Source organism: Pseudomonas sp. PDM05, from assembly GCF_014851685.1.
Taxonomy (GTDB): domain Bacteria; phylum Pseudomonadota; class Gammaproteobacteria; order Pseudomonadales; family Pseudomonadaceae; genus Aquipseudomonas.
This window is the reverse complement of sequence record NZ_JACVAC010000006.1, coordinates 127,245-140,177: the sequence shown is the minus strand read 5'-3', so window position 1 is coordinate 140,177 and position 12,933 is coordinate 127,245. Positions and strand designations below refer to the sequence as shown.

Here is a 12,933-nt window from a genome sequence, read left to right as displayed (position 1 = left end):
TTACCGGCCCTGCCCAGCACCCGTGTGGGAACCGGGCCTTATGCTTTTGTTTCTTCAACCGGCACGTGCATGCGGTCGCGGTTGGCCAGGGTCGGGAACAGTTTGATCCACACCCCGGTCACCACCAGCGTGCCGATCCCGCCCATGACCACCGCCGGCACGGTGCCGAACCAGTGGGCGGTAATCCCCGATTCAAACTCGCCCAACTGATTCGACGCGCCGATAAACAGGCCGTTGACCGCGCTGACGCGGCCGCGCATTTCATCCGGCGTCTCCAGCTGCACGAACGATGCACGGATCACCATGCTGATCATGTCTGCCGCGCCCAGCACCACCAGCACCGCCAACGAAAACCAGAACGAAGTGGACAGGCCGAACGCAATGGTCGCCACACCGAACACCCCGACGGCGGTGAACATCACGCGGCCGACGTGGCGGTCCACCGAGAAGCGCGCCAGCCACAACGACATCAACAACGCGCCCACCGCCGGTGCCGAACGCAACAGGCCCAGGCCCCAGGCGCCGGTCAGCAAGATGTCCTTGGCGAACACCGGCAGCAATGCGGTGGCGCCGCCCAACAATACGGCGAACAGGTCCAGGGAAATGGCGCCGAGGATGTCCGGGCGGCTGCGGATAAAACGGATGCCGGCCAGCAACGAATCCAGGGTGGCCTTGCCTTTGTTCAGCGGGGTCTGGCGTGCGGGCAGGTTGAGGGTCAGTACGCAGGCAATCAAGTACAGCACCGCAGTGGGGCCGTAGACCCACACGCTGCCAAAGGCGTAGAGCAAACCGCCCAACGCCGGGGCGACGATGGTTGCCAGTTGCTGGGCCGACTGCGACGAGGCCACGGCACGCGGGAACAGCGCGCTGGGCACGATGCTCGGCAGCAGTGCCTGGGTGGTCGGCATTTCGAAGGAGCGTGCGGCGCCCAGCACGAAGGCGAGGATAAAGATCATCTCGCGGGTCACGCTGCCGGTCAGGCCGCCGATGGCCAGGGATAATGCGATCAACGCCTGTACGGTCTGACAGATCGCGGCGACCTTGCGTCGCTCATAGCGGTCGGCCACATGCCCGGTGTGCAGCATGAACAGTACGCGTGGCACGAACTCCACCAGGCCGACCAAACCCAGGTCCAGCACGTTGCCGGTCAGTTGGTAGAGGTTCCAGCCGATGGCCACGGTGAGCATCTGGAAGCCGCTGGCGGTGAAGATGCGCGCCAGCCAGAACGCGATGAAAGGGCGGTGGTGGCGTAACAGCAACGCGGGTTCACTGGGCATCGGGAATTCAGGTCAAGGCCGAAGGGAGCGCCGAGATTAGCATCAAGTTGTAACAGATAGTTGCAAGAACTGAGCTGAGACAGTCTGTCACGCGGCAAAAGACCACGCCGTCCTGCGGCGAAATTGGGGCTACTCTTTCACCAATGCTTGATCCAGATCAAAACCCGTCATGGGGATTGCCCTGGCGGCCGAGAGGCCAGATTCCCTACGTGGTTGGTTAAATAAAGAACGAATTGAAATTCGACACACTCCATATCCGTGGGGGCAGTGGGTGCAGGCTCCCGCCAGCAGCCGGTATTACCTGACAGAGGAAGACTTATGTTCGGTTTGGAGGCGCTAGATCTCGCCCGAATTCAATTCGCGTTCACCATCTCGTTCCACATCCTGTTCCCGGCGATCACCATCGGCCTGGCCAGTTACCTTGCGGTGCTGGAAGGCTTGTGGCTCAAGACCCGCAACGACACCTACCGTGACCTCTACCATTTCTGGTCGAAGATCTTTGCCGTCAACTTCGGCATGGGCGTGGTTTCCGGCTTGGTCATGGCTTACCAGTTCGGCACCAACTGGAGCCGCTTCTCGGACTTCGCCGGTGCCGTTACCGGGCCGCTGCTTACGTACGAAGTGCTTACGGCCTTCTTCCTTGAGGCCGGTTTCCTTGGGGTGATGCTGTTTGGCTGGAACAAGGTCGGGCGCAACCTGCACTTCTTCTCCACCGTGATGGTGGCCATCGGTACGTTGATCTCCACCTTCTGGATCCTCTCGTCCAACAGCTGGATGCAGACGCCCCAGGGCTTTGAGATCATCGACGGCCGAGTGATTCCGACCGATTGGTTCGCCGTGGTGTTCAACCCGTCGTTCCCGTATCGCCTGGCGCACATGGCCACGGCGGCTTTCGTGGCGACCGCGTTCTTCGTCGGCTCCTCGGCGGCCTGGCACTTGCTGCGGGGCAAGGACAACCCGGCGATCCGCAAAATGCTCTCGATGGCAATGTGGATGGCCCTGATCGTCGCGCCTATCCAGGCGGTGATCGGCGACTTCCACGGCCTCAACACCTTGAAGCACCAGCCGGCGAAAATCGCTGCGATTGAAGGCCATTGGGAGAATATCGGCAACGAGCCGACCCCGCTGATCCTGTTCGGCTGGCCGGATATGAAGGCCGAGAAAACCAAATACGCCGTGGAAATCCCGTACCTGGGCAGCCTGATTCTGACCCACTCCCTGGACAAGCAGGTGCCGGCCCTCAAGGAGTTCCCGCCGCAAGACCGCCCCAACTCGACCATCGTGTTCTGGTCGTTCCGGGTCATGGTCGGCCTGGGCTTCCTGATGATCTTCACCGGCCTGTTCAGCCTCTGGCTGCGCCGGGGCGGCAAGATGTACACGTCCAGGCCGTTCCTGTACCTGGCGTTGTGGATGGGGCCGTCCGGGTTGATCGCGATTCTCGCCGGCTGGTTCACCACCGAAATCGGCCGTCAGCCGTGGGTGGTCTACGGGTTGATGCGCACGGCGGATGCGTCCTCCGGGCATAGCCTGGCGCAGATGACCATCACCCTGGTGCTGTTCGTGGTGGTGTACTTCGCGCTGTTCGGCGCCGGCCTGGGCTACATGATGCGCCTGGTGCGCAAAGGTCCGGTGGCCCACGAAAGTACCGAACCGACTCACGGTGGCCCTGGCCAGAAACGTACACCGGCGCGTCCATTGTCGGCGGCCGATGATGGCTCCGACGACGACCACGTCGACATCCAGCACAAGGGGCATTGAGATGGGTATTGATCTTCCGCTGATCTGGGCCGTGATCATCATCTTCGGCATCATGATGTACGTGGTCATGGACGGCTTCGACCTGGGTATCGGCATCCTCTTTCCGTTTATCCCCGGCAAGACCGACCGTGACGTGATGATGAACACCGTCGCCCCGGTGTGGGACGGCAACGAAACCTGGCTGGTACTGGGCGGCGCGGCGTTGTTCGGCGCCTTCCCGCTGGCCTATTCGGTGGTGTTGTCGGCGTTGTACCTGCCGCTGATCCTGATGCTGATCGGGCTGATCTTCCGCGGCGTGGCCTTCGAGTTCCGCTTCAAGGCCAAGGACGCCAAGCGTCACCTGTGGGACAAGGCGTTCATCGGCGGCTCGCTGGCGGCCACCTTCTTCCAGGGTGTGGCGCTGGGGGCGTTTATCGACGGCATTCCGGTGGTAGACCGCCAGTTTGCTGGCGGTTCGTTGGATTGGCTGACGCCGTTCACGATGTTCTGCGGTGTGGCGTTGATCGTCGCCTATGCATTGCTGGGCTGCACCTGGCTGATCATGAAGACCGAAGGCCCCTTGCAGGAAAAGATGCACAACCTGGGGCGGCCGTTGGCCTTCGGGCTGTTGGCGGTGATTGGCATCGTCAGTATCTGGACGCCGCTGGCGCACCCGGAAATCGCCTCGCGCTGGTTCACCCTGCCGAACCTGTTCTGGTTCATGCCGGTGCCGATCCTGGTGCTGGTGACCTTGTACGGGCTGATCCTTGCGGTGGCGCGCAACGCGCATTACACGCCGTTCCTGCTGACGCTGGTGCTGATCTTCCTCGGCTACAGCGGCCTGGGGATCAGCTTGTGGCCGAACATCATTCCGCCCTCCGTGTCGATCTGGGACGCCGCCGCGCCGCCGCAAAGCCAGGGCTTCATGCTGGTGGGCACGCTGTTCATCATCCCGTTCATCCTGGGCTACACCTTCTGGAGCTACTACGTGTTCCGCGGCAAGGTCACCCACGAAGACGGTTATCACTAGGAGGCTCGTTTCATGTCCGGCAAACCTTCGTTGCACGAGATTGAGCAGGCCGAGAAGCAGCCGTTGTGGCGGCGCCTGGGGTGGTTGGCGATGATCTGGACCGGCAGCGTGCTGGCCCTGTTTGTCGTGGCCAGCCTGATGCGCATGTTCATGAATGCGGCCGGCCTGACCACCCACTGACATCCCAACCGGGCTTGACCGCCCGGCTTTTCAACCCTGCTTTTCGCGAGAGAAGCAGGGTTTTTTTATTTGCGCGCTTTGAGGATGACGAATTTCGGCGTGGCGGCCACTTGTTCGACACCACGGAACAGCCGCGCCAATTTGCTGTGATAACCCAAATGACGGTTGCCGACTATATAGAGGGCGCCACCGACCACCAGCGCTTCGCGCGCCTGCTGGAACATGCGCCAGGCGAGGAAGTCGCCGACCACCTGCTGCTGGTGGAAGGGCGGGTTGCACAGCACCACGTCCAGCGAATCAGGCTCCTGGCCGGCCAGGCCATCGGCGGCGCGCACGTTCACGTCGCGTTGGCCGAGGGCGGCGTGCCAGTTTTCCTGCGCCGATTGCACGGCCATGTAGGACTCATCCAGCAGGGTGTACTGCGCCTCGGGGTTTTGCAGGGCGCTGGCAATCGCCAGCACGCCATTGCCACAGCCGAGGTCGGCCACGCGGGCGTTGCCGAGGTTTTTCGGTAGGTGCGGGAGGAAGGCGCGGGTGCCGATGTCCAGGCCTTCGCGGCAGAACACGTTGGCGTGGTTGAGCAGTTCGATAGCCGGGGTGTCCAGCGTGTAGCGGGTTGGGTAGGGCGAGACTGCGGCGGGGCGCTCTTCAACGGTGGCGATCAACAGGCGAGCCTTTTTGACCGCGAGCGAGGCGTGCATCGGGCCGATGTAGCGCTCCAGCAACTCCCCGGCCGCCCGCGGCAGGTGCTTGATCATGGCCCCGGCGATCACTTCGGCGCCCGGTGCGAGCTGGCCTTGCAGGCGGATCAGTTGTTCTTCCAGCAGCGCCAGGGTCTTGGGCACGCGGATCAGTACGCGGTCGAAAGGCCCGCCTGGCGTTTGGCTGGCCGGAATGAATGTCACCGCATCGAAGGCCTGGCCGTTGCGCACCAGGTTTTTCTCAAGGCCCTGGGCCGCGAGAAACGAGTCGCCGCTGGACGTCACCTGCACCTGGCCAACAAGGCTGGCGGCCAGGGCGCCGAAGCTGTCGTTGAGTACCAGTACGCGGGTGGCCGCGTCTGGTTGTTGCTGCGCCAGATGGCTGAGCAGGTACTCGTCGGCGGCGTCGAAGGCTTGCAGCGGATCGTTGTGTTGCTCTGGCTGGCGGATCAGATCGAGCTGGGCGAAGGGGCTTTCGAGCAGGGGCATGGCGGGGGAGGCTCTGGGTCATCGATGGGTGTTCGGCGGGCATCGGCCAAACCGTCTGAGTGAACGACGAAGCCACACCCGGGGGCTGCTTCATCACTCAGAATTGGCCGTAAATGTTACGTTTTTTTCGCTGCGATTACATGCGGTGTTTCTACGTCAGCTAGAAAAGCCCTGCCCTGGACGCACAAAGAACGGCGGCGATCTTGTTGGTAACGCCAAGCTTCTTGAGTGCGCTGCTGATGTGAAAGCCCACCGTACGCGGCGAAATCGAGATAATGCTGGCGATTTCTTCCGCGGTCTTGCCCATCCCTGACCATTTGAGAATCTCCGTTTCTCGCGACGTCAGTGTGGTGGGAGCGTTGATGCCGGACCTGTCTGCGTATTGCTGTGCGACGACCGCGTGCATCGCATGGCACAGCCACAAAACGTTGCCGGCCTTTTCATACAACTCTTGCGGGCTGACCTCGCCGCTGCTGCGCCCCAACGTCAACATGCTGTAGATGCCCTGGAAGTCGTGCACGGGTTGGGTCCATGCTTGATGCACGCCGAGGGATTGGGCCAGCGACCATAAGCCGGGTGTCGCGTTGAAGGCCTTCTCCTCCCAGACAATGGGAAGTACACAGCGTTTGCAGTGCGCAACTATCGGGTCTACTTCGAAGAAGTGCGCTTGTTGATAAAGTGCGCTCCATTCATTTGGATAGTTGTTGATGTGAATCGGTTTGGTGTCGTTGCTGGGTAGTTGAGAACTCATCGTAAAGGAACAGTATTGGAAGCCGAGTTCATGGATATGGTGGGTGACCATGTCAAAGACAGTTTCGATCTCGCTTTTATCTTCCAGTTTGGGGAGCCGAGTATTTCGCCAGTTCACCATTGGTAAATCTCCATGGGGTTCTACGTGGCCTGGGTACGTCCTCATCCCATCGCTGCACGAAAATTAGTGTAGGACATGACTTACGTAATAAAGCAAAAAAAACGTTATATGAATCGCATTTTTACGCCATGTTGGCCTGTACGCTGCCTGGGATTTTGTATAAGTAATTTGGTTTGTCTGGGCATCTTTAGTGTATTTAAGGGTTTGACGGTAGTATCAATTTGATAGCTGCTTAGAGGGGTAGTTTGATCTGGTGTGTTGGCGGGCTAGCGTTAATAGCCAAATAGTTAGTCCCAACTAGTGGGTGTGATTTCCCCCCGGTTGTATCGCCAAATTAACAGTCTGATTCTGTTTTTTAGTCGCAGCCGCTTTGGAGCGCGGTAATGCCAGTACAAAACAACGGTGTTTGCGCGCCTGGCTTTGAGGGACACTAGGGGCCTGTGCAAAACGGAGTTCCCCATGACGGCCAGTGCTGAGAAATTTACCCGGCAGACGTTGCTCGACGTGCAATCGCTGACCCCCAGCCTCTTCACCCTGCGCACCACGCGTGACCCAGGCTTTCGTTTTACCGCCGGCCAGTTCGTGCGCCTGGGCGTGACCAAGGCCGATGGCAGCACCGTGTGGCGCGCTTATTCCATCGTGTCATCGCCGTTTGACGAGCATCTGGATTTTTTTTCCATCGTGGTGCCCGGCGGTGAGTTCACCAGCGAGCTGAGCCGCTTGCAGGTTGGCGACACCTTGATGGTGGAGCGCCAGGCCACGGGGTTCCTGACCCTCAACCGTTTTGTCGACGGGCGTGACCTGTGGCTGCTGGGCACCGGCACCGGGGTGGCGCCGTTTCTGTCGATCCTGCAGGACTTTGAGGTCTGGGAGAAATTTGAACGCATCGTCCTGGTCTACAGCGCTCGCGAAGCCCGGGAGCTGGCCTACCAGTCGCTGATCAAGGACTTGGGTGAGCGTGAATACCTGGCCGAGTACGCGCACAAACTCACTTACATCCCTATCGTCACCCGCGAGCAGCATCCGGGGGCGTTGAACGGGCGCATCACCACATTGATCGAGAATGGCGAGTTGGAGCGTGCCGCCGGTGTCGAGCTCACGCCGGAGCACTCCCGCGTGCTGATTTGCGGCAACCCGCAGATGGTCGATGACACCCGTCAGTTGCTTAAACAGCGTGACATGCAACTGAGCCTGAGCCGACGCCCAGGCCAGGTGGCGGTGGAAAACTACTGGTAAGAAAAAAGGCGCCTCAAGCAGGCGCCTTTTTCATGCCGGCTTTTTGTTAAAGCGGCTTGTCGTTCTGTGCCTTGAGCAGGTCACGGATCTCACCCAGCAACACTTCCTCCTTGGTCGGCGTCGGCGGCAGGCTTGGGGCCACGGCTTCTTCGCGCTTGAGGCGGTTGATGGCCTTTACGCCCATGAAGATCGCGAACGCGACGATCACGAAGTCGATCACGCTCTGGATGAACTTGCCGTACGCCAACACCACGGCTGGTACATCGCCTTGTGCGGCCTTGAGCGTTATCGCCAAGTCACCGAAGTCCACGCCGCCGATCAACAGACCGATGGGAGGCATCACCACGTCGCCTACAAACGAGGAAACAATTTTGCCGAAGGCAGCGCCGATGATAATACCGACGGCCATGTCGACCACATTACCTTTGACCGCGAAGGCCTTGAACTCACTGATCACGCCCATAGGTTATTCCTTGTTACAGATGAGGAGGGTGGAGGTCAGTGTAAGTCAGTCGTAGAGGGCTTGCCTGAAACAACCGTTAACACTGTTAGTTTTTATCGACACATTAAAACGCAAATAGTTTGCAAAGTGCCACCAATCGCGCGCGAAATACGCGCCAAATCAGTGGCTTACCAGATTATTTTATCAATCGGGTTGTTACGGCTTTTCTATTTATCTTCTGACTCGCGGGTCACTAGCCTCTGGCAAGCACAACTGAATGTGCACTAAAAAAACCAGAGGAAACCTCGATGAAGAACCCAATGAACCGCGGGCCTGTTGCAGCGCGATCCGCGCTGGTACTGGTGACCGCCAGCTTGCTTTCCCTGTCTGTACACGCCGCCAACCTGACCCGCGACAACGGTGCTGCCGTGGGCGATAACCAGAACTCGCAAACCGCCGGCGCCAATGGCCCGGTGCTGCTTCAGGACGTGCAACTGATTCAAAAACTGCAGCGCTTCGACCGCGAACGTATCCCCGAGCGCGTCGTACACGCGCGTGGCACTGGCGCCCACGGCACCTTTACCGTCACTGACAGCCTCAGCGACCTGACCAAGGCCAAGGTGTTCGCCGCCGGCGAAGCCACCCCGGTGTTCGTGCGCTTCTCCGCCGTGGTCCACGGCAACCACTCCCCGGAAACCCTGCGTGACCCACGCGGCTTTGCCACCAAGTTCTACACCGCTGACGGCAACTGGGACCTGGTAGGCAACAACTTCCCGACGTTCTTCATCCGCGACGCCATCAAATTCCCGGACATGGTTCACGCCTTCAAGCCGGACCCGCGTACCAACCTGGATGACGATTCGCGTCGCTTTGACTTCTTCTCCCATGTGCCGGAGGCGACTCGTACGCTGACCGAGCTGTATTCCGACTCCGGTACGCCAGCCAGCTACCGCGAAATGGACGGCAACGGTGTGCATGCCTACAAGCTGATCAACGCCAAGGGTGAAGTGCACTACGTCAAGTTCCACTGGAAGAGCCTGCAAGGCATCAAGAACCTCGATCCCAAGCAGGTCAGCGAAGTGCAGGGCCGTGACTACAGCCACATGACCAACGATCTGGTCACCCACATCAACAAGGGCGATTTCCCCAAGTGGGACCTGTACGTGCAGGTGCTCAAGCCTGAAGACCTGGCCAAGTTCGACTTCGACCCGTTGGATGCCACCAAGATCTGGCCGAACGTGCCTGAGCGCAAAGTCGGGCAGATGGTGCTGAACCGCAACCCGGCCAACGTCTTCCAGGAGACCGAGCAAGTGGCCATGGCCCCGGCCAACCTGGTGCCTGGCATCGAACCGTCGGAAGACCGCCTGCTGCAAGGCCGGGTGTTCTCCTACGCCGACACCCAAATGTACCGCCTGGGCGCCAATGCCCTGCAACTGCCGATCAACGCGCCACGGGTGGCCGTCAACAACGGTAACCAGGACGGGGCGATGAACCTTGGCAAGACCAGCAGCGGCGTGAACTATCAGCCAAGCCGCCTCGAGCCGCGGCAAGAGCCGCAAACCGCGCGCTACAGCCAGTCGGCGCTGGTGGGCAGCACCCAGCAGGCGAAGATCCAGCGTGAGCAGAACTTCAAGCAGGCCGGCGATTTGTACCGTTCCTACAGCAAGAAAGAGCGTCAGGACTTGATCGACAACTTCGGCGGCTCCCTGGCCACCACCGATGACGAGAGCAAGCACATCATCCTGTCGTTCCTCTACAAGGCTGATCCGGAGTACGGCACCGGCGTGGCCAAGGTCGCCAAGGGTGACTTGGCGCGCGTGAAGGCGCTGGCAGAAAAACTGACTGACTGATCCGTTGGTTCTGGTCGGCGCCCGTGAGCGGGCGTCGACCTTTGGCAGGAGAACACCCATGCGTATTTCTATCGGCCTGCTGATGGCCATGCTGGCCTTTGTCGCCCAGGCCGAGACTCCCGACCCGATGGCGCTCAAGGCGCAGTTGCAGGACTACTATTTCGACGCCGCCCGCCGTGGCGACCTCGACATGCTCAACACGTTTATCGACTCCGGCTACAGCCTCAACACCCGGGACGACAAGGGCTACACCGCGCTGATCCTCGCCGCCTATCACGGCCAGGCACCGTTTGTGGAGCGCCTGCTCGAGGCCGGCGCCGACGCCTGCGTGCAGGACAACCGCGGCAACACCGCGCTGATGGGCGCGATCTTCAAGGGCGAGCTGAAAATCGCCCAGCGTCTGCTGGCCACCGACTGCAACCCCGACCAACGCAACGGCGCCGGGCAGACGGCGGCGATGTACGCCGGGCTGTTCAAGCGCATCGAGTTGCTGGACGCGCTCAAAGCCAAGGGCGCCGACCTCAACGCTGAAGACCCGGTCGGCAACAGTGCTTCACGATTGGCCGACGGTGAAATCCGGACCCCGACGCCGCGCTGAGCTATCATCGCGGTTTTTCGGTTGGAGGTTCTCATATGGCAAAGGCCAAGCGCATGTACGGCTGCACGGAGTGCGGCGCGACCTTTCCCAAATGGGCCGGCCAGTGCGGTGAATGCGGTGCGTGGAACACCCTCACCGAAACCATGATCGAAAGCGGCGGCGCGGCAGCCCCCACCGGTCGTGCGGGCTGGACCGGGCAACAGGCGCAGATCAAGACCCTGGCCGAAGTCAGCGTTGAAGAGATCCCGCGTTTTTCCACCGCGTCCGGCGAACTGGACCGCGTGCTCGGCGGCGGCCTGGTGGACGGCTCGGTCGTGTTGATCGGCGGCGATCCCGGCATCGGCAAGTCGACCATCCTGCTGCAAACCCTGTGCAGCATCGCCAGCCGCATGCCGGCGCTGTATGTCACCGGCGAAGAATCCCAGCAACAAGTGGCCATGCGCGCCCGTCGCCTGGGTTTGCCCCAGGACCAGCTGCGGGTGATGACCGAAACCTGCATCGAAAGCATCATCGCCACGGCGCGTATCGAAAAGCCCAAGGTCATGGTGATCGACTCGATCCAGACCATTTTCACCGAGCAACTGCAATCGGCACCGGGCGGCGTGTCCCAGGTGCGCGAGAGTGCGGCGCTGCTGGTGCGTTATGCCAAGCAGAGCGGCACGGCGATCTTCCTGGTGGGCCACGTGACCAAGGAAGGCGCACTGGCCGGGCCACGGGTGTTGGAGCATATGGTCGATACCGTGTTGTATTTCGAGGGGGAATCCGACGGCCGCCTGCGTTTGCTGCGGGCGGTGAAGAACCGCTTCGGTGCGGTAAACGAGTTGGGTGTATTTGCCATGACCGACCGGGGGCTGAAAGAAGTCTCCAACCCCTCCGCGATTTTTCTGACCCGTGCCCAGGAAGAAGTCCCGGGCAGTGTGGTGATGGCAACGTGGGAAGGCACCCGGCCGATGTTGGTGGAGGTGCAGGCGCTGGTGGATGACAGTCATCTGGCCAACCCCCGGCGTGTCACGCTGGGCCTGGATCAGAACCGCTTGGCCATGCTGCTGGCGGTATTGCACCGGCATGGCGGCATTCCGACCCACGACCAGGACGTGTTCCTCAACGTGGTGGGCGGGGTCAAGGTGCTGGAGACCGCGTCTGACCTGGCGTTGATGGCGGCGGTGATGTCCAGTTTGCGTAACCGGCCGTTGCCTCACGACCTGTTGGTGTTTGGTGAGGTGGGCTTGTCTGGCGAAGTGCGGCCCGTCCCAAGTGGCCAGGAGCGCTTGAAGGAAGCCGCCAAGCACGGCTTCAAGCGTGCGATCGTACCCAAGGGCAACGCGCCGAAGGAGTCGCCACCGGGGATACAGATTATTGGGGTGACCCGCCTGGAACAGGCATTGGATGCACTTTTTGAATAACTCAGGGATAGGCGTCATGCAACGAATGAATCGCTGGGGCGCGCTTGCCCTATTCATGACCTTGGCCGGATTGCCCGCCATGGCGCGGGCCGACGTGCCAGCGGGGTATCGGCTGGCACAAACGCTGGTCACCCAAGAGGGCAGCAGCTTGCAGGTGCTGGAAGACCAGCGCATCAGCGCCCAATTGCACAAGGACAGCTGGGGCAGCGGGCTGGATGAAGACTCGTTCGACGAGCCCGGTGATCTGGTTGAAAACCCGTTGCGAGAGGCCCAGGTGCGGTTGGTGTCGGCCTCCGGCGCGGTGATAGCGCACAAGGACCTCGGCTACCCGCTGGCCAAGGTCAAGAAAGCCGCGCTCAACGGGCAGCCGGAGCCTGTGTATTTTTTGACCATCGACCAGACCGCCCCAATGGGCAGCTACAGCGGCCCGGCCACGCAATTGTTGCTGCCTGCCAAGCAGCAACTGGAGCCGGTGGGCTACCAGGACGCGGATGGCAAACTCAAGCCACTTATCCTGGCCAGCACCGGCAAGGCGGCCTGGAAGGTTTCGACGCCTGCTGGCGGCGGTGCGGATGAACTCTTGCAAGTCTCGTCATTCATGGACGGCGACGGTGACGATGATTTTGCCACGCGCTACCAGACCTACCGTTGGGTAGGGGGGCAGTGGCATGGGGTATCCACGCAGAAAGCGGGTTACTGGGACACGGAAAGCGACTTCCCGGCACGTACGGCATTTCCCTGAGCCCTCACACCTCCAGCAGCGCCCCCAGCTCCCGCTCCAACTCTTCCTGGTCGCCCAGATTCAACTCGATCAGCCGCCGCAGGTGGCTGATCGACTCCAGGTCGATGTCTTTGCACACAAAGCCCAACTGGCCGCGATCATCATGGGCCAGTCGTACCTGCATCTTGATATGGGCCTTGGGGTCCAGGCGTATGTCGACGTCGAACGGCAGCGATTTGTTGCCCTTCCAGTCCTCGGGCCGTTGCACCAACAGGCCCTTTAGCGACAGATCCACCAATTGCACTGGCCATTCCCGGCCGTTCTGCCGCAGTTCAGTCTTGGCGTCAAAGGCGATCCTGCGGAAACGGCGGCGGTCAGACGGTTGCTCGGTCATGGTG

The 12,933-nt window shown here is 61.0% G+C and carries 13 protein-coding genes; 8 read left to right on the top strand and 5 right to left on the bottom strand.

What is annotated here, in order from left to right; genetic code table 11:
* Positions 1-38: 38 nt before the first annotated feature.
* Positions 39-1,277, bottom strand: coding sequence for an MFS transporter (locus IB241_RS14195; protein WP_192298979.1), 1,239 nt, complete (start codon positions 1,275-1,277; stop codon positions 39-41).
* 318 nt (positions 1,278-1,595) lie between these two features.
* Here IB241_RS14195 and IB241_RS14190 point away from each other — a divergent pair, with 318 nt between their 5' ends.
* From IB241_RS14190 to IB241_RS14180, 3 genes are read left to right on the top strand one after another with little or no spacing between them, the layout of a single operon-like run.
* A complete protein-coding gene (locus IB241_RS14190; RefSeq protein ID WP_192298978.1) occupies positions 1,596-3,035 on the top strand; it encodes a cytochrome ubiquinol oxidase subunit I in 1,440 nt (479 codons plus the stop codon).
* A 1-nt stretch (position 3,036) separates the two neighbouring features.
* Entirely contained in the window at positions 3,037-4,044 is a 1,008-nt protein-coding gene (gene cydB / locus IB241_RS14185) for a cytochrome d ubiquinol oxidase subunit II (protein ID WP_192298977.1), read from the top strand.
* A 12-nt stretch (positions 4,045-4,056) separates the two neighbouring features.
* A complete protein-coding gene (locus IB241_RS14180) occupies positions 4,057-4,224 on the top strand; it encodes a DUF2474 domain-containing protein (RefSeq protein ID WP_010206690.1) in 168 nt (55 codons plus the stop codon).
* Positions 4,225-4,289: 65 nt separating this feature from the next.
* Here IB241_RS14180 and IB241_RS14175 read toward each other — a convergent pair whose 3' ends face one another.
* Both IB241_RS14175 and IB241_RS14170 read right to left on the bottom strand, forming a co-directional pair.
* The gene (locus IB241_RS14175; protein WP_192298976.1) at positions 4,290-5,414 is read right to left on the bottom strand and encodes a methyltransferase; all 1,125 of its coding nucleotides are present in this window, start codon (positions 5,412-5,414) and stop codon (positions 4,290-4,292) included.
* Positions 5,415-5,574: 160 nt separating this feature from the next.
* Positions 5,575-6,285, bottom strand: a complete 711-nt coding sequence (locus IB241_RS14170) for a helix-turn-helix transcriptional regulator (RefSeq protein WP_192298975.1) — start codon at positions 6,283-6,285, stop codon at positions 5,575-5,577.
* A gap of 459 nt (positions 6,286-6,744) precedes the next feature.
* Between IB241_RS14170 and IB241_RS14165 the strand changes: the two genes are divergently transcribed.
* A complete protein-coding gene (locus IB241_RS14165) occupies positions 6,745-7,521 on the top strand; it encodes a ferredoxin--NADP reductase (protein ID WP_192298974.1) in 777 nt (258 codons plus the stop codon).
* Between the two features lie 46 nt (positions 7,522-7,567).
* Here IB241_RS14165 and mscL read toward each other — a convergent pair whose 3' ends face one another.
* On the bottom strand, positions 7,568-7,984 hold the full coding sequence (gene mscL / locus IB241_RS14160) for a large-conductance mechanosensitive channel protein MscL (RefSeq protein WP_017737414.1): 417 nt from the start codon (positions 7,982-7,984) through the stop codon (positions 7,568-7,570).
* Between the two features lie 287 nt (positions 7,985-8,271).
* On the opposite strand from mscL, the gene katB reads away from it, so the two are divergent.
* From katB to IB241_RS14140, 4 genes are read left to right on the top strand one after another with little or no spacing between them, the layout of a single operon-like run.
* A complete protein-coding gene (gene katB / locus IB241_RS14155) occupies positions 8,272-9,813 on the top strand; it encodes a catalase KatB (protein WP_192298973.1) in 1,542 nt (513 codons plus the stop codon).
* A 58-nt stretch (positions 9,814-9,871) separates the two neighbouring features.
* Complete coding sequence (locus tag IB241_RS14150; protein WP_192298972.1) at positions 9,872-10,411, top strand: ankyrin repeat domain-containing protein; 540 nt, start codon at positions 9,872-9,874, stop codon at positions 10,409-10,411.
* Positions 10,412-10,446: 35 nt separating this feature from the next.
* Complete coding sequence (radA, locus tag IB241_RS14145) at positions 10,447-11,814, top strand: DNA repair protein RadA (RefSeq protein ID WP_017737417.1); 1,368 nt, start codon at positions 10,447-10,449, stop codon at positions 11,812-11,814.
* A gap of 16 nt (positions 11,815-11,830) precedes the next feature.
* Complete coding sequence (locus IB241_RS14140; protein ID WP_192298971.1) at positions 11,831-12,556, top strand: hypothetical protein; 726 nt, start codon at positions 11,831-11,833, stop codon at positions 12,554-12,556.
* 4 nt (positions 12,557-12,560) lie between these two features.
* Here IB241_RS14140 and IB241_RS14135 read toward each other — a convergent pair whose 3' ends face one another.
* Positions 12,561-12,929, bottom strand: a complete 369-nt coding sequence (locus IB241_RS14135; RefSeq protein WP_192298970.1) for a PilZ domain-containing protein — start codon at positions 12,927-12,929, stop codon at positions 12,561-12,563.
* Positions 12,930-12,933 lie beyond the last annotated feature (4 nt).